General features: G+C 49.4%; 19 protein-coding genes. 12 read left to right on the plus strand and 7 right to left on the minus strand.

Annotated elements, in window-relative coordinates; genetic code table 11:
- Positions 1-8 precede the first annotated feature (8 nt).
- The 9 genes from QOL41_RS10205 (at position 9) to QOL41_RS10245 (ending at position 7,663) form a co-directional block, all read left to right on the plus strand.
- Positions 9-1,766, plus strand: a complete 1,758-nt coding sequence (locus tag QOL41_RS10205) for a V-type ATP synthase subunit A (RefSeq protein ID WP_283429672.1) — start codon at positions 9-11, stop codon at positions 1,764-1,766.
- Positions 1,759-3,060 carry a V-type ATP synthase subunit B gene (locus tag QOL41_RS10210; protein WP_072799621.1) on the plus strand — a complete coding sequence of 434 codons (1,302 nt, stop codon included), beginning with the start codon at positions 1,759-1,761 and terminating at the stop codon, positions 3,058-3,060. The genes QOL41_RS10205 and QOL41_RS10210 overlap by 8 nt, the downstream gene beginning before the upstream one ends.
- Position 3,061: 1 nt before the next feature.
- Positions 3,062-3,694 (plus strand): V-type ATP synthase subunit D, encoded by a 633-nt coding sequence (locus QOL41_RS10215; protein WP_088627880.1) that lies wholly within the window; start codon positions 3,062-3,064, stop codon positions 3,692-3,694.
- The gene (locus tag QOL41_RS10220) at positions 3,691-5,619 is read left to right on the plus strand and encodes a V-type ATP synthase subunit I (RefSeq protein WP_283429673.1); all 1,929 of its coding nucleotides are present in this window, start codon (positions 3,691-3,693) and stop codon (positions 5,617-5,619) included. Before QOL41_RS10215 ends, QOL41_RS10220 begins: the two co-directional genes overlap by 4 nt.
- 39 nt (positions 5,620-5,658) lie before the next feature.
- Positions 5,659-6,114 (plus strand): ATP synthase subunit C-like protein, encoded by a 456-nt coding sequence (locus QOL41_RS10225; protein WP_088627882.1) that lies wholly within the window; start codon positions 5,659-5,661, stop codon positions 6,112-6,114.
- Positions 6,115-6,132: 18 nt separating this feature from the next.
- Positions 6,133-6,588 carry an ATP synthase subunit C-like protein gene (locus QOL41_RS10230; protein ID WP_072799628.1) on the plus strand — a complete coding sequence of 152 codons (456 nt, stop codon included), beginning with the start codon at positions 6,133-6,135 and terminating at the stop codon, positions 6,586-6,588.
- Between the two features lie 160 nt (positions 6,589-6,748).
- Positions 6,749-6,964 (plus strand): DUF3791 domain-containing protein, encoded by a 216-nt coding sequence (locus QOL41_RS10235; protein ID WP_073116476.1) that lies wholly within the window; start codon positions 6,749-6,751, stop codon positions 6,962-6,964.
- Positions 6,961-7,446 carry a DUF3990 domain-containing protein gene (locus QOL41_RS10240; protein ID WP_073054020.1) on the plus strand — a complete coding sequence of 162 codons (486 nt, stop codon included), beginning with the start codon at positions 6,961-6,963 and terminating at the stop codon, positions 7,444-7,446. Before QOL41_RS10235 ends, QOL41_RS10240 begins: the two co-directional genes overlap by 4 nt.
- A gap of 1 nt (position 7,447) precedes the next feature.
- Entirely contained in the window at positions 7,448-7,663 is a 216-nt protein-coding gene (locus QOL41_RS10245; protein WP_073054022.1) for a hypothetical protein, read from the plus strand.
- A gap of 152 nt (positions 7,664-7,815) precedes the next feature.
- Here QOL41_RS10245 and QOL41_RS10250 read toward each other — a convergent pair whose 3' ends face one another.
- From QOL41_RS10250 to QOL41_RS10280, 7 genes are all read right to left on the minus strand, one after another.
- The gene (locus QOL41_RS10250) at positions 7,816-8,046 is read right to left on the minus strand and encodes a hypothetical protein (protein ID WP_072801211.1); all 231 of its coding nucleotides are present in this window, start codon (positions 8,044-8,046) and stop codon (positions 7,816-7,818) included.
- A 54-nt stretch (positions 8,047-8,100) separates the two neighbouring features.
- A complete protein-coding gene (locus QOL41_RS10255; RefSeq protein ID WP_072801212.1) occupies positions 8,101-8,316 on the minus strand; it encodes a DUF3791 domain-containing protein in 216 nt (71 codons plus the stop codon).
- Positions 8,317-8,383: 67 nt separating this feature from the next.
- Positions 8,384-8,674: a DUF7724 family protein gene (locus QOL41_RS10260; protein WP_072813196.1), complete on the minus strand. Its 291-nt coding sequence runs from the start codon at positions 8,672-8,674 to the stop codon at positions 8,384-8,386.
- 1,060 nt (positions 8,675-9,734) lie between these two features.
- A complete protein-coding gene (locus QOL41_RS10265; RefSeq protein WP_283429674.1) occupies positions 9,735-11,186 on the minus strand; it encodes a GAF domain-containing protein in 1,452 nt (483 codons plus the stop codon).
- A gap of 51 nt (positions 11,187-11,237) precedes the next feature.
- Positions 11,238-11,789 (minus strand): uracil-DNA glycosylase family protein, encoded by a 552-nt coding sequence (locus QOL41_RS10270; protein ID WP_283429675.1) that lies wholly within the window; start codon positions 11,787-11,789, stop codon positions 11,238-11,240.
- A gap of 44 nt (positions 11,790-11,833) precedes the next feature.
- The gene (locus tag QOL41_RS10275; protein ID WP_283429676.1) at positions 11,834-12,250 is read right to left on the minus strand and encodes a hypothetical protein; all 417 of its coding nucleotides are present in this window, start codon (positions 12,248-12,250) and stop codon (positions 11,834-11,836) included.
- Between the two features lie 173 nt (positions 12,251-12,423).
- A complete protein-coding gene (locus QOL41_RS10280) occupies positions 12,424-12,717 on the minus strand; it encodes a hypothetical protein (protein ID WP_283429677.1) in 294 nt (97 codons plus the stop codon).
- A gap of 303 nt (positions 12,718-13,020) precedes the next feature.
- On the opposite strand from QOL41_RS10280, the gene QOL41_RS10285 reads away from it, so the two are divergent.
- Genes QOL41_RS10285 through QOL41_RS10295 form a run of 3 tightly spaced genes read left to right on the plus strand, consistent with a single transcriptional unit; the run spans position 13,021 to position 16,879 of the window.
- Entirely contained in the window at positions 13,021-13,431 is a 411-nt protein-coding gene (locus QOL41_RS10285) for a YunG family protein (RefSeq protein WP_283429678.1), read from the plus strand.
- A 10-nt stretch (positions 13,432-13,441) separates the two neighbouring features.
- On the plus strand, positions 13,442-15,718 hold the full coding sequence (locus QOL41_RS10290; protein ID WP_283429679.1) for an NACHT domain-containing protein: 2,277 nt from the start codon (positions 13,442-13,444) through the stop codon (positions 15,716-15,718).
- A gap of 15 nt (positions 15,719-15,733) precedes the next feature.
- A complete protein-coding gene (locus tag QOL41_RS10295) occupies positions 15,734-16,879 on the plus strand; it encodes an FISUMP domain-containing protein (RefSeq protein ID WP_283429680.1) in 1,146 nt (381 codons plus the stop codon).
- Positions 16,880-16,906 lie beyond the last annotated feature (27 nt).

The following is a 16,906-nucleotide window of genomic DNA, read 5'->3' on the forward strand; positions in this document are numbered from 1 at the left end:
CATTTTCAATGGCTAGTATCGGAAAAATCATCGGCGTGAACGGAAACTTGATCCGTGTCAAGTTCGAAACCGCCGTGTCTCAGAACGAAGTGGCGTATGCCAAGCTTACCCAGAAAAACAAGGACGGCAAGTCCGAAGTTATCCCCCTTAAGAGCGAAGTCATCCGTATTCGCGGTGACTACGCCGAACTCCAGGTGTTCGAAGACACCACGGGGCTCAAGACGGGTGACGAGGTGGAATTCACTGGCGAACTTTTGTCCGTAGAACTTGGCCCCGGCCTTTTGACCCAGGTCTTTGACGGTTTGCAGAACCCGCTCCCGAAGCTTGCTGATGAATGCGGTTTCTTCCTGCAGCGTGGTAAGTATTTGAAGGCGCTCCCGCGCGACAAGAAGTGGGCATTTACCCCGGTCGCTAAGGTGGGCGATGTGGTTGTTGCTGGCGATACGCTCGGCACTGTTCCCGAAGGCGTGTTCACGCACCGCATTATGGTGCCGTTCCGCCTGCTCGGCAAGTGGACTGTGGAATCGGTCGCTGCCGCTGGCGAACATGTGGTTGAAGATGTGGTTGCCAAGCTCAAGAATGACAAGGGCGAAACCCAGGACGTGACCATGGTGCAGACCTGGCCGGTGAAGATGCCGATCAAGGCCTTCGAAGAACGTCTCCGTCCGAGCAAGCCGCTGACCATGCAGCAGCGCATTATCGATACGTTCTTCCCCGTGATGCAGGGCGGTACGTTCTGTACGCCGGGCCCCTTCGGTGCCGGTAAGACCGTGCTCCAGCAGCTCATGAGCCGCTACGCTGACGTGGATATCGTGATCTTGGCCGCTTGCGGTGAACGTGCAGGTGAAGTGGTGGAAACCCTCCGCGAATTCCCTGAACTGATTGACCCGCGTACCGGCAAGTCCCTCATGGAACGTACGCTGATTATTTGTAACACGTCTTCGATGCCGGTGGCTGCTCGTGAAGCTTCTGTGTATACGGGCGTGACTCTCGCCGAATACTACCGCCAGATGGGCCTGAACGTGCTCCTCTTGGCTGACTCGACTTCCCGTTGGGCTCAGGCTCTGCGTGAAATGAGTGGCCGTTTGGAAGAAATTCCGGGCGAAGAAGCCTTCCCGGCTTACCTCGAATCCGTGATCGCTGCCTTCTATGAACGCGGTGGCGTGGTTCGCCTGAAGGACGGCTCTACCGGTTCCGTGACGATTTGCGGTTCCGTGTCGCCTGCAGGTGGTAACTTCGAAGAACCGGTGACCCAGGCTACCTTGAAGGTGGTGGGCGCATTCCTCGGCCTTTCCCGTGAACGTTCCGACCAGCGCCGCTTCCCGGCAATCCACCCGCTGGATTCCTGGTCCAAGTACGAAGGCATTATCGATTCCAAGAAGGTTGCCGAAGCCCGTCACATCCTCGCAAACGGCGTGGACGTGAACAACATGATGAAGGTGGTGGGCGAAGAAGGTACCTCTATCGACGACTTCGTGATTTACCTGAAGTCCGAATACCTCGATGCCGTTTACCTGCAGCAGGACGCCTATAACGAAATCGACGCCGCTTGCTCTGCTGAACGTCAGAAGTACGTGTTCGACAAGGTTTACACCATTCTCAAGACCCCGATGAAGTTCAGCGAAAAGGACGTCGCTCGTACGTTCTTCCTTAAGCTCACTCAGTCGACGAAGGACTGGAACCGCGTCAAGTTCGATTCCCAGGAATTCAAGGATCTTGAACAAAGTATTTTTGCTTCCGTGAAGGAGGTTTCCGCTAATGCATAATGTGGCATACCATCGTATTGAACGCATCGCCGGTTCCGTGATTACGCTCCGTGCCGAAGGTGTAGCAAACCAGGAACTTGCCCAGGTGACAAGTTCGTTCGGAACATCCCTTGCCCGCGTGATCCGTATTGACGGCGACATGGTGGACTTGCAGGTGTTCGCAGGTGCCCGTGGTATTTCGACCGACTCCGAAGTACGCTTCCTTGGCGAACCGATGAAGGTTCCGTACAGCGAAGCCTTGCTTGGCCGCGTGTTTAACGGTGCCGGTAAGCCCCGTGATAACGGCCCCGAAGTGGACGGCGAACGCATTACTATCGGTGGCCCTTCCGTGAACCCCGCAAAGCGTATCATCCCGAAGACGATGGTGCGTACGGGTATCCCGATGATCGACGTGTTCAACACACTCGTGGTTTCGCAGAAGCTTCCGATTTTCTCTATCGCCGGTGAACCGTATAACGAACTCTTGGCCCGTATCGCATTGCAGGCCGAAGTGGACGTGATTATCCTCGGCGGCATGGGCCTGAAGCACGATGACTATCTGTACTTGAAGGACTTCCTCGAAAAGAATGGTGCCTTGAGCCGTACGGTGATGTTCATGCACACCGCCTCTGACCCGATCGTGGAATGCTTGCTCGTGCCGGATGCTTCTTTGGCTGTGGCTGAAAAGTTCGCTACCGAAGGCAAGAACGTGCTCGTGCTTCTCACCGACATGACGAACTTTGCCGACGCCATGAAGGAAATCGCCATTACGATGGAACAGATTCCGTCGAACCGTGGTTATCCCGGCGACCTTTACTCTCAGCTTGCTAGCCGTTACGAAAAGGCTGTGGACTTCGAAGGTTCTGGCTCCATCACCATTCTGGCTGTGACGACCATGCCTGGCGACGACGTGACCCACCCGGTTCCGGATAACACCGGTTACATTACCGAAGGTCAGTTCTACCTGCGTAAGGGCCGTATCGAACCGTTCGGTTCTCTGTCTCGTTTGAAACAGCAGGTGAACGGCAAGACCCGTAGCGACCACCGTACCATCATGAACACCATGATTCAGCTGTACGCAAGCTACAAGGAAACTTTGGAAAAGCAGTCCATGGGCTTCAACATGAGTAACTGGGACCAGAAGCTGTTGAAGTATGGCCAGCGTTTCGAAAGCGAAATGATGGACCTTTCCGTCAACATTCCGCTGGAAAAGGCTTTGGACCTTGGCTGGGAAATCCTTGCTGACTGTTTCGCACCCGAAGAAACGGGTATTCCGACCAAGATGATCAACGAATATTGGCCCAAGAAGGGGTAATATGGCGAAGGTCAAGTTAACTAAAAACGCCCTCAAGGCGGAACGCGACGCATTGAAGCGCTTCCAGCGCTATCTGCCGACGTTGCTCTTGAAAAAGCAGCAGCTGCAGATGGAAATGCGCACGCTCCAGGAGAGGGTGATGGCTAAGCGAGAAGAGGAGGACAAGCTCCGCAAGAGCATGGCTTCCTGGATTTCGCTGTTTGCCGAACCCATCGAATGGTCAAAGTACCTGTCGGTGAAGGAAGTGCGCCAGGGCGAAGGTAACATCGCCGGCGTGAAGATTCCGACATATGACGGGGTAGACTTTAATATCGCCATTCCGGATTTCTTCACCACGCCCGTGTGGCTAGACGACGGTATCAGAAGCCTTCAGGGCCTGATTTCGCTGCGTCTGGAACGCCGCGTGCTCGAAAAGCAGTACGAGCTTCTTTCTAAGGAACTGCGTACCACGAGCCAGCGCGTGAACCTGTTCGAAAAGGTGAAGATTCCCGAGGCGAAGGAAAATATCCGCGTCATCAACATCTTCCTGGGCGACCAGCAGACCAGTGGCGTTGCCCGCAGCAAGCTTGCTAAGGGTAAGGCTACCGCCCGTACCGCTGCCCAGGATGCACTCGCGAAGGAGGCCGCCGCATGATTACTCCTATGAAGAAAGTGACGGTGCTGACGGTTGCAAGTGCAGTTGAAGAGACGCTCCAGGCGCTCCGTACGCTTGAAATTTTGCACCTCACGCCCTTGCAGGCGGCAGCAGGCGCCAAGCTGAACAAGGCCCGCGGCGAAATGAACCGCGTACAGAAGGCCTTGGAAGTGGTGCCCGAAAAGGCCCCGAAGGGTGTGACTCCCGTGAAGGAAGCCGCTCCGGCAGCAAGCCTTATCGATGAAATCCAGAACCTGGTTGCCGAAAGCAAGCAAGCGGAAATCGACAAGGAACAGGCCGAAGAGGAACTCACTAAACTTTCCATGTTCAAGAACCTGGACCCCGCAACGGCAGCAGCACTCGCGGCGAAGGGTATCTATGTCAAACTGTACCAGCTCCATGACGGTAAAATCCCGTTCGAACTCGATGGCGAAGGTTCCATCGAAGAATTCGGTCAGGATGAAAACGGCAAGTATGTAGCTGTCGTGAGCAGGGGAGAAGCCCCTGTCGCCGTGAAGGGTAACTTCACCGAACTCACGATGCCGCAAAAATCGCTTGCCGAATACCGCGAAATGGAAGCGAAAGCCAAGGAAACGCTTGCCCGCGTTGAAAAACGCCTGGGTGAACTTTCGGGCGTCAGGGAATCTATCGAAGACAAACTCCTCGAAGTGGGTGACGACTACCGCATGGTCGAAGCCGAAGCCTCGATGGTGGGCGACAAGAACGTCGCTGCCGTGCAGGGCTTCTGCCCGGCTCCGCGTGTCGGCGAACTCGAGAAGGCCGCCCGCGAACACGGCTGGGGCCTCCTGGTGGACGACCCCGCCGAGGACGACGATATCCCGACGCTGTTGACCTACAGCAAGCTCAGCCGTCCCATGCAGTTCCTGTACGACATCATCGGCATTTCGCCGGGGTACAAGGAAGTGGACGTGTCGGCCGTGTTCCTTTGCTTCTTCAGCATCTTCTTTGCGATGATTGTGGGCGACTCGGCTTACGGCCTGTTGTTCCTCGGTCTGGCACTCTTTGCCCGCTCCAAGATGCCGAAGGCAAACCCTGCTGGTTTCCACTTTATCTACCTCATGAGCATCGCCACCATCGTGTGGGGTGTCATCAACGCAAGTTTCCTCGGACTTTCTCCGGCGCTTGCGGGGTGGACGTATTACCTGGACATCACCAACTACGGCTGGTTGCCTGAACCGCTGAAGAACGCGATGCTCTGGATCCGCACTAGTGCCCCGACTGACCCTGCGAAGTTCGAAGCCTACAAGGCCTTTGCCCAGTCGATCACGATCCTGCCCGATAGCTTCGTGCCGAAGGCAGCAGGTGCCTCCCAGATGCAGCATATCCAGCTGTTCTGCTTCTGCATCGCCGTGGTCCACCTGAGTATCGCTCATATCTGGAACGTGTGCGTGCGCATCAAGCGCAAGGACTCTACGTTCATGGCGCAGGTGGGCTGGCTTATCGGCTGTTGGGTGATGTTCTTCCTTGCGTGCCAGATGGTGCTCGGTATCGATATGCCGAAGTTCGTCATCCCGATGTTCATCGTGGAAGCCGTTCTCCTGGTGCTCTTTACCGTTCCGCCGAAGCGCCTCAAACAGGACTTCATCAGCATCCCGATGCTTGTGCTTGACGTGGTGAACAGCTTTACCGACGTGATCAGTTACATCCGTCTGTTCGCTGTGGGCATGTCCGGTGCGGCCATTGCCGAAGCGTTCAACGACATGCTTTCGCCGCTGTTCGGCTCCGCTGTCGGTATCGCCGGTGCAGCCTTCCTGCTGCTCTTCGTGCATGGCCTGAACATCGCGCTTGCGGTCATGGGCGTCGCGGTCCACGCGGTACGTCTGAATACACTCGAATTTTCAAATGGACTTGGCCAGGAATGGAGCGGATTCGCGTTCGCGCCCTTCGCCAAGCAGAAAAATTAAACCAAGGGATGATTCCCGCTACTTAATGAGGAAAAAACAATGGAACCGAATACAATGGTGACTCTCGCTAAAATGGGTGCTGCAGCTGCGCTTGGCATTGCGGCTATGGGCTCTGCCCTTGGTTGCGGAACGGCCGGTATGTCCGCCATCACGATGTGGAAGAAGGCTTATGCCCAGGGCAAGTCTGCTCTCTTCACACTCTTGGTGTTCGTGGGTGCCCCGATTTCCCAGACGATTTACGGCATGTTGCTCATGAACTTCATCTTGAGCAAGGCAGCCGAAAACGGCTTTACCAACTGGGGCGGCTGCCTCGGCGCCGGTATCTTCGGCGGTCTCGGCATGATGGCTTCTGCCTGGTATCAGGGCAAGTCCGCTGCTGTGGCTTGCGATGCTCTCGGTGAAACCGGCAAGGGCATGGTGAACTACTTGATGGTGCTCGGTATCGTGGAAACCGTGGCCCTGTTCGTTCTCGTGTTCTCCATGATGGTGCTTTAATCCAGCGAGGTAACACGTATGGATCAAGCTCAACTTTTAACGCTCGCGAAACTCGGCGCGGTGGCGGCCCTGGGCCTTGCCGCGGTGGGTTCTGCGCTGGGCTGCGGGACTGCCGGCATGGCGGCCATCGGGGCCTGGAAGAAGGCGTATCTCAAGGGTAAGAACGCGCTGTTTACGCTGCTCATCTTCGTGGGCGCGCCGATTGCGCAGACAATCTACGGCATGTTGCTGATGATGTACATCCTGAACAAGTCCCAGGCGGCCCCGGCCAACTGGGCTGCATACCTGGGTGTCGGCATCTTCGGTGGCATCGGCATGATGGCCAGCGCCTGGTACGTGGGCAAGTCCGCTGCGGACGCCTGCAACGCCCTCGGCGAAACTGGCAAGGGCCTGGTGAACTACCTGATGGTCTTGGGCGTCGGCGAAACCGTCGCACTGTTCGTCATGGTGTTCTCGATGATGTTGGTGTCGTAGGACAAAGTGTCATCCTGAGCGAAGTTTCCTAAGGTCGGTGAGCTTGCCGAACCGCCGAAGGAAACGAAGTCGAAGGAACTCCTAAGCAATGAAAATAGCGGGGCAATGCCCCGCACCCTTTTTTTATAATTGGACTGCGAAAAACAATTAGGATTAGACCATGGTTCAGGAATCTTTTGAATTTGTCGTGTATATGATTCACGCTTGCGCAAACAAGTGGAATCGTTTGCCGTCTTTTGTGTATCGAAAGCTGGCTGAATCAGGCTGTATTCAGAAATTCCTTGTTCCCAATTACGAAATTTTGCATACGCAGAGCACTGATTTCGTCGTCAGCGATATTGAAGAATATCTGAACGTCCGTAAGGTGGCCATATGATCGTCTATCATGGTTCGAACGTTGTTGTTGACAAGCCGGATGTTGAGCATTCTTTTCGACCGCTTGATTTCGGAAAGGGATTCTATGTCACGACGGTGCGTGAACAGGCTGTCCGTTGGGCGCACAGGAAAATCGATATTCTAAAGGATGGGAACCTGAAGCCGATATTGAATGTCTATGACATGGACGATGTCCCTGCCGCACTCTCCGTTAAGACGTTCCCCGATGATTTAGAGGAATGGATTGATTTCGTGTGCAAATGTCGCGATGGTTCCTTGGAATATGCCCAATACGATGTAATTATGGGCAAGGTCGCAAATGACAAGGTTTTCCGTGTAGTGGATATGTATCACTCCGGTATCTGGGATATGCCGCGGGCATTGAAGGAAATAAAGGCTTATCCGACTTACGACCAGATCGCCTTTATCACGCAAAAGGCTATTGATGCGGTCCTGAAATACAAGGGTTGCGAAGAGGTGTAAAATGGTAGACGAAGATGTTCTGGAAAAAGTCTATCAGGAACGCTTAGAAGAGCGCATTATTGCGCATCTTGCGCAGGTGAAGAACTGTTCGCTAGAACAGGCGATGGATATGTATTATAACAGCGAACTGGCTGACAAAATCCATCAAGGGAAAGATGGAATCCAGTATCTGGACTATAAGGTCTTGGTGCAGATACTTGTTGATATGGGAGGTTAAGCCATCTTGGAGATAATCTCTGCGAATCCGTCATTGTCCGCTAGGGCAATTTCGGAAAGAATGTCGGAAAAGGTGTCGGATAGCACGCTCGGGTACCTGAGCCCGGTAGAGTATAGGTTGAAAAGGCTGGCCGCGTAAGGAGCCTGCTTAGGCTAGACTTCGAGTTGAGTCAGTTTCCCGTTTTCCTGTTCCGCCTTGAATATGTCGTAGACATAGGGAGAACTTTCGAGATAAAGCCCGGTTTCCGGGTCAACCAACTTGGCGAATGTTTCAGAAGCGTAGAACCTACGCATAGCCTCGATGAGAGAGAGTTTCTGGTCTTCCATCACATACGAGATGATGTCTCCCGTTATGAGTTCAGCAAGCATTTTTGGCTTAGACATAGGCCGACTCCTTCTTTTTCAACAACGCAATCGCTTTTTCTGAGAGGAAGAGAATCACTGTATCTTCCCTCCGTTCTGTTGGCTGACTAGCGTCAGGTCGTTGATGGCGTCTTCAAATGAGAGTGTATGCTCCACATCGTAGAATTCGACAAGGAAATCCATCGCTCCGTGATTGCATAGATAATCAAAAGCCTGCTTTTCGGTGAGGCTCTTGTTTGCGGCGAACTCGTTGACGCATGCAACGGTATATCTGATCAGTTTCTTGTCCATTTCTTAGATAATATACATCTTGACATCGCCGTTGTCTGTAACGGTGAAACTGTAGTTGGCGATTTCATTAAGCTGTTGCTCGGACATTGTCCACCTCGACAGATGTTATCGGTTGCAAGAAAATTTTCGGGTCGATGTAAAGGTCTTCAAGGATGGGGACCAGGTCGATATAGTCCTCGACGAGTTTGTCCTTGTTCTGGCTATATACGGCATCGACCACCAGGTAGCCGTTGTCCCATTCCTTCACCTTTGCAATCTTGACAAGGCTATACGGCCCCTTGAACCGTATAGTCCGTCCGTTAAAGGAGAAGGATATGTAACATCCGTCATTTGACAGGATTGCCTTAGAATTGACCATATTTGAAATGTAATTTAATTGGCGGGCTTAGTCAATAGCCTTAGGGGTCTGACTAAATGCTCGCTTGCACGATTCCTGTAAAAAAGGTATATTCAATGGTAAAAAGAGGTATATTCTGACTGGGCTTGAAAAATATTTGAAGGATTATTTTGATCGAAAGGAAGCGCTTGCTTACCGTTCAAAGATTATACAGCGTACAGAAAACCTGTTTGAACGAAACGCTTTGTTGGAAGAGTATTATCCACTTCGCTTTTTAATCTGGACGGAAAATGTTGAGAAAAATCGTAATTGAAAATCTGGGTGTGTTTAACCTCATTTTTGCCTAAAAACCACCTACAATTGTGTAAAGCCGCTTCCGCATTTGCGGGAGCGGCTTTTACATAGTGGGGGTGTTGCCTGAACTTTTGCTTTTGTTACAATGTCACTTGTGTTGAGCTGCGGGGGCAAATGTCCGGGCGGTTTTGTCACTTGTGCAAAACGGCCCGGTCTTTTGCCGGAGTGTCTTTTACACTTATACGAAGAAGCCTGAACATTTGGCCGAGCACCTTCACCGCTTAGGTGATGGTGCTGGGGCATTTGCAGGAGCAGCATTTACAAAGTGAGGTTCATGCTAGAGCGTTTGCAGGAGTGGCATTACCACGGTGATGAAGTTGCTTGGGCTTTTGCGCGAGTGGTTTCACCACTTGTGCAAAGGTCTTCGGACAATTGCATAAGCGCTTTTTCCACTTGTGCAAAGGCGCTTGAACTTTTGCGGGAGATGCTTTTACAAGGTGAAGAAGGTGCTTGGACTTTTGCCGGGGCGTGTTGCATTCTTGTGTAAAGGGGCTCGGGCAAACGTCCGAGGGGCAACACCACTTGTGTAAAGGCACTTGAGCATTTGCTGGAGCACCTTCACCGCTTAGGTGATGGTGCTGGGGCATTTGCTGGAGCTGCATTTACAATGTGAAATTCTTGTTTGAGCATTTGCGGAAGCTGCTTATACAAAGTGACAATGGCACTTGGACATTTGCAGGACCTCCAACCACACTTTTGGGCTGCTTTTCGGGGCTTTTGCCCCCTTTTACCACCAGAGTTTCAGGCGCAAGTAGTCGATTGCCTGGTGCGAGAGAATCCACCAGAGTGTGCGTTCTCCGGCGAAAATCTTCGCGATACCTGTCATGCCTGGGCGGAACCACGGGGGAGTCGCCCGCACGAACTCGCCGCGCACGGCGAAGGTGTTCTCCTGGTCCTTGACACTTGCCGTCGGGTTCATGAGCGTGGTGCGGAACCTGTACACGTAATCGGGACGGCTCTTGATGGCCATGAAGCCCTCGCCGCCAAGCCGCACGTTGTTCACTTCGAGTTCGCTTACGTCGGCCTCCATGTAGATTTCTTCGATGGATGCCAGCTGGAACAGCTCGCCGCCCTGGTTCACATGCGACCCCACGCGCTTTTGCAGGTCGCCCTCGATGACCACCGCGCTGTCCGATTCGCAGCGCACCACCGAGCGAGAGAGCTTGTAGCGCACCGTCTTTAATTTCGCCAGTGTCTGCGAGAGCTTGGCCTGCTGTATGCGCAGGTCGGCCAGCTGCCTGTTCGCCTGGGCCTTCTGTATTTCGCGGCGGTTGTCCTGTTCCTGGGCCATTAGGTCGGCCTCTTCTAGCTTGAGTTCCTTCTGGTCGAGTCGCAAGAGTTCGTCGCCCTTGTACACGATGTCGCCCGGCTTCACCTTCACGCTCTGGATGAACCCGTCGAAGGGGGCGCTCAGGTAGGTGATGTGGTCGGTCTTGAGCATGGCCGGGGCGCTTACCCTGTAGGGGATGGGCACCAGTGCCGCGAAAAGCACGAACGCCGTAAGCAGGATTCCCAGCAGTTTTGCCCAGGTGTGTTCGTGGCCCAGCAGCTTGGCGAACCCCTCCCGCGCGGCACGGGCGAGCCTCTTGCCGAACCAGCCGCTCTTGCGGTAGAGTTCGTCTATCCTTGCGCTAGTGAGCGTTGCGACCAGGTGGATCTGGGCGGACTCCTCGTCGTCGAAGGGGTGCGCCCCGCGTTCGCAGGTGATTACCGCGATGGTCTCTTCGCCCCGCCTTACCGGGACCGAGAGCATTTGCCCCACGCCGTAAGTCTTGCTGTAGTACTCGTGGATTCGGGTGGCGAGCGGGGTGCCGCCGTCTGGGGGTGGGTAGGCTATGCTGGCGTCCTGTTCGTAGGCCTCTTCCATGGCGCACTCCAGGTCGCGCACCACCTGCATCTTGCCCTCGAAATGGTCGGTGTGGCTTATGGCCGCGAGCACCACGTAGTCGTGCTTGACCATGCCGATGCTCACCCTTTCGGCGTGGTGGCGGTCGGCGATTTCGCCCGCGAGTGCGAGTGCCGCCGTCTTGAAAGTCTTCGCCTCGCCGACAACCCGCACGATGTCCAGGACTTCGTTCATCTGCCCGATCTTGGAACTGGTTGTGCGCAACGCGTTCTGCAGCGCCTTGATGATGGCGCCCTGGTCGAACTGCGGCTTTTCCTGTTTTTCTGCGGTCATTGGCTGTCGGTTAGGGTGTTTGGGTGGTAATAATAGTAAAACGAATTTGTGTTACGAAAATAGGTTGCCAGAATTTTTTTTGATTTCTGTTGTAATTACGGCCAATCTTTTTTCCGTATTGCCTTTTTCGCCTTTTTTTAGTTCATTACCATCAATGTCTGTTTTTATCATGAAGTTGATGTTTCGGGGAGATAAGTGAATTGATTTAATGATTATCAAATCGGGACGGTACGTCTTTTTGACAAGTTCAAGAGCTAAAAGAGCTTTTTGACCGAATGCAATTGCATATTTTGTTGTTAAAAGATCCCTGTTAAGGCGTGCAATATTGTTTGAATCTACGATTTCTTCATTGCTTGCTTCACTCCGCTCTGTTTTGCGTTTGTATTCAATTTTATCCCAAGCGTTGGTTATTCCGACTAAAGATCGTTTGAGGCGAAATCCTTGAAAGTGTAAATGTTTAAGAATAAAGTCTAGCGCTTTGCCTGTTTTACCAGCACAGGGCAGTCCCTTTTTCTCTTCAAGCCGACCAGGACAGGAGAATACGGCTGTGATTGCTGTAGAACTGTTCAAATTTTCGAAATAGGGATGATGTTTCATTTCCATTCCTTTTAAGACAGATTAGGGGCTAGTTTACTAGCCCCTATATTTTATTTCAATAGTTCTGCGATGATTCTTGCCTGAACATCGGGATTCATTTCGATGTACATGGTGCCACCGCGCATGAAATCGTATTTGTCCTGAAGTCGGCCAAGCCATAGCCAGTTACTTTGCCTTGTTGCGTGAAATTTCCAGGCAACTTCCCTTGCGTAGCCAAGATTATCGGTCTCGCTAGGTTGCAGTATCTTAGAAGATGTTACGAAGCCGATGGCCTTGATATAAAGTCCTGCCTTGGGACTGAACGACTTAAGGAAGACGATATCCCCTATATTTATCTGGCGAAGCATTTCGTGAAACGCCGGAGCGTCCTTGCTGTCCCAGCCAATACAAGCGATGCCTTTGCTGATGAAGGTTGATGTGTGGTCTTCTGTGCCGCTAGAATATGCGGCTCCAATACCATAAAACATATTTTACCTCTCTAATAAATTTAGGTATAGGATTCTGTTAATGGAGTGTGCCCTGTTCCACAATTTCGTGGTATTACAATCAGCTCACTAGCCTATCGCATAATAGAAAAAAACAGGTATGATGGCAAGGGGGTAGAAAAAAGAACCCTGCTATAGCAGGGCCTTAGAAAAAACTAATCTTTGTCTTTTTCACTTCGATATACTTGCCATTCTCCAATGTTTGCCCCGAAAATTCTCCGGGGCTCGAGACCGAAATCTTCTAGCTCTTTCCATATAGCATCAACTTTCTTTTTTCCTGCTTCCGTCGAAGAAACTAAACCTATATAGGTTGATTCAGGTAGACGGATTTTCTTTTCTGGAGTTAATTTAAAAAAGCCATGTCTTGCGAGTATTTCTTCCCTTTGATCCGTTGTTGAAGAATCTGAATCGGAATCAAGTGTAATAACCATCCTTACTTTTTCAGCCATAAATACTCCTTGTTGCTGAGTTTAGTTTATAGTCTAAAAATGTCTTTTTATTGATGAAAATCCAATAACTTTATTCAAAAAAACTTTGCTGTGTGACGTGTGTCACGCTAATTGAAAAATGAATACGGTTATAATACGCCCACGTTTCAGCGGTATACAAAAAAAATCGGACTGCAGGGCGGGGTGTGGGGTGAATAAGGGGGTGTTTTACCCTCGTTTGGGGTGATTGAGGCTGGAAAAGATTACTTCTTTATTATTTTTATGTTTAATTGGATCGCTTTTTGCGGTAGGAGTTGTTATTCTATGGATGCGGCTAAACTGGACCAATTGAAGGATGTCCTGAATCGGGTATGGGCCGAGGACACCTGTTATCCTGGTTCGTGGAATAAGAATATCCCATGCAAGGGACAATGTGAGCCGACGGCATGTGTCGTGCAGGATTTGTTTGGCGGTGATATTTACAAGATTGTCGGCGACGAGTCAATCGGTGCTAAGGGCGCGCATTTTTTCAATGTTATTGATGGCAAAATTGTTGACCTGACTGCCGCTCAGTTTGATGGTCCTGTTGCCTATGGAAAGGGCAATAAGGTGGAAGGACTTGCTCTTCGACAGCTGAGAACTCATAGCCGATTTAATCGAAAGCAACGCTATGAAAACCTGAAAAGAAAGATTGCTGCTATAATGGAATATCCTTTAAATGCTGAGGGGAAATAAAAGGCTGTTTATGACGAAACAAGAATATATCCAATCCTTGAAGAAAGAAGTTGAACAGTTTCATCCTTTTCTAAGGGACCGGCTTTTTGCGGCTATGCAAAAAGAGGCTGCTATTGATTCCTACGATTATACACATGGAAATAATGAGCAAGGTGCTGATTTTATAGTTATGACACGTAATAGTGTTACTAAGAGGGAATATGCTGTTGCTGTAATTGTTAAGTCCGGTTCTATCACAAACTCACTTGATGTTGTTGAACGACAAATTTCTCAATCGACAACAGACCGAAAAAATCAAAATGGTGAAGAGTTTTCTGTCCGTAGTTTTTGGGTAATTACAAATAATACCATCTCAAAGAATGCAAGAGATTATATAAATAAAAAATTCGATAACTTGAATATTGAATTTTGGGATTATCAAGAAGTAGTTAGATTAAGTGATTTGTATATGGGTGATGATTGGTTGGAACCGCATCATTCGACAAATACCTTCTTGCAGACGAAACGGCAGTATTTTGTGGATATGATGTCAAGGAATTCCCTTGCCCAAAATTTAGGAGAATTCTCTTTAAGACAAACTGTTGTTGAACGAAAGGCCGAATACAATAGCAACCAGCAGAAGAATGACCCGCCGAAGAAGGTAAATGTCTTGGAGTGCGCCAAAAAAAGGAAAATGATTCTGCTTGAGGGGGGATTTGGTTCTGGCAAAACTCGCATGCTCCATCAGATTGGCCTTGATTTGTGTGACCAAAAGAATGATGAACACCCGTTGATTCCGATTTATTTGACATATCAGGATTTATGCACCAAATATAGACTCGATGCAGACGAAGTTGTTCTCAATGAAATAGAAAAGAGTGTTCAGGATGAACTGCAAGATGATGGCCAGTACCTGTTCCTTATAGATGGTGTTGACGAAGCAAACTTTCCTGATCGTGAAAAAGCTGAAAAGTTATTCAAGTTTTATCAAAAAATAGAATCGAAAAATGCGAATGCGGTCCTGGCGACTAGAAACATAACGCCGCTATTTCAAAAAGAAGAAAGACTTAAGAGCGACTGTCGTGTATTGGAAATACGTCCTTTATCTACAACAGAAATAATCCGCTACATTTTGAATGTTTGCAAAAGAGAAAATCTTTCGAATAGGGTGTTCTCGGATTTAAGCAGTAATGATTTGCTTAAGGATATTGCGAAAATCCCCATTACGGCGATTCTACTTGCTCAGATATTAAAAAACGATGTGAAAGATTTGCCATCTACATTGCCCGAACTTTTCCAGAAATTTGTAGAGTTGTCTTTGGGAAGATGGGATGTCGAAAAGGGCTTGCTAGCCCAAAAACAGTATGAAGCTCTCGATGCTATTGCGACCGATATTGCGATATACATGTTCGACAACTCCCTTACGCAAATAGGCGAAGATGAGGCGAAAGGGTTCTTTGTAAAATATGTAAATGAGCGCAACACCGGATTGGTTGTTGAGCTGCTATATAGACATTTAGTGGATAATTCTGGCATTGTGACGGTATATGATGGATGTTTTTCGTTCAAGCACCGTGCAATTTTGGAATTCCTGTATGCTAGAAGGAAGGCTCTGGAAAAGACTCTCCCTATCAACAAGCAAATGCTGACTCTGAATTGGCAAAATGTCTATTATTTCTATTACGGATGTCTGAAAGATTGCCCTGATGAAATTAAGGCGTTCAAGGATCTCGAATGCAGTAACACGTTTGAAAAAATGATGAAGCTGTTTTTTGCGCCGAATTTCCTTTTGGCAGCATACAATACACCATATGATGTTATATCTGAAACTTTGTCTAGCGCATTCAATGAGTCTGGTCACATCTATCTTGAAATGAAAAAGGATGCCGATTGCCCATTTTTGCGTTTTTCGGAGATGAATTTTCTGTGGTTCTTCCAAATGCTGATGAGGAATCTATATTCCTACAATTTCTTTAGAGATGCCATCGAAAAATATCTGGTGGATTTAGACTCGAATAAAATTACCGAACCCGATGCTTACACGCTGTTCTTTATTTCTATGATTCGCGTGACATTAAAAATCGACAAGCCAACAGATTTCTTGTTCGATATGCAAAATAAGTTGCCTGCCCAGATTAAGCTGGGGCTTTTCCATGAAGTTAAATCCGAAAAGGACTTGTCGGAAAAAGCGACGACTTACATTAAGAAAATGACTAACAAATTGAAAAAAAATGGTTTTGCCGATAAGGGATTCTTGAAAACCCTTTACAATGAACCTTTAACGGTTAAAGCTAAAAAGAAAGTTTAATAACAGGAGTAAGAAATGAAAACGATTAAGAAAATTGGCCTGGTGAGTGCTGTCGCGTTTGCGATGTTTGCGCTTTCGGCTTGCGATGACTCTTCGTCGGCTAGTTCCGATGAAACAGGTGTTTCCAGTTCGTCTGTAGAGTCGCCTGATTCGAGTGTCACCCTGAGCGGAGCGTCAGCGGAGTCGAATGGGTCTAGTAACGAAAATATGGAAAAAGACAAGTCGTCTAGCAGTAAGAAAACGACTTCTAGTTCTTCTGCTTTATCGACGGATTCGAAGAATTCTTCATCAAGTGGTAAGTCGGGTAGCAGTAGTTCCCAGACTTACCGCAGATGTCAAGAAGGGATGCTTGATACCTTGTATGAAGAGACGCGCACTCTTTACAAACATTGCGAAAATGATATGTGGAGAACGGATTCAATTGTGAAAATTGTAATAGAACAGCCCAAGGTTTACCCGAATATGGATAGCGTATTTGGGTCGGAGTTTAAAGCGTACGGCACGTACGAAGATTTGCGTGATAACAATGTTTACAAGACTACCAAATATTATGAAAAGTTCCAGCAGAATGGTGGAACTGTAATAGACAGTTTTACCGTAATGGCTCAGAACCTGAATTACGCAGAAATAATGATTGACAGCACCACGACAGTATTTGATGACAGCAAGGTCGAAAAACGCTGCTACAAGGATGACCCCTGGTATTGCGACAACTACTTTGGTGCCCGTTACACCTGGAGCGAGGCTATGGGACTCCCCAAGGTGTGTGACAGCGTTGGTGTTGCAGATAACCCCAAGTGCAACATTGACCTTAGCAAAAAAGTTCAGGGGGTATGCCCGACGGGTTGGCATGTGATGACGGAAACCGAATGGAAACACTTTGCCTACACAAACGGCCTAAATATGACTTATTCTCTATTGTCACATGCCGTATGGGAAAAGAAGAGCGGGAATAATCCTTATGGAATGTCCGTTCTGCCAGAAGGCGATGAATACCCTTATAATAAAGGTGCCAGTTTTTGGATTCCCTACGAAAAGTCTGAGAGTAATGGCGGAGTAGTTGATTTGGCCATTGATTATTTCACAGTAAGTTCAGCAAGAAAGTATGGTTTTATGAGTATTCGCTGTGTACAAGACGAAGGCGATACTTTTTTAAGGTAAAAACAAGAAAAATAAAGAACGGAGCAG

Origin of the sequence: Fibrobacter sp. UWB10, from assembly GCF_900182935.1 — a bacterium.
In the GTDB taxonomy this organism is placed as follows: domain Bacteria; phylum Fibrobacterota; class Fibrobacteria; order Fibrobacterales; family Fibrobacteraceae; genus Fibrobacter; species Fibrobacter succinogenes_O.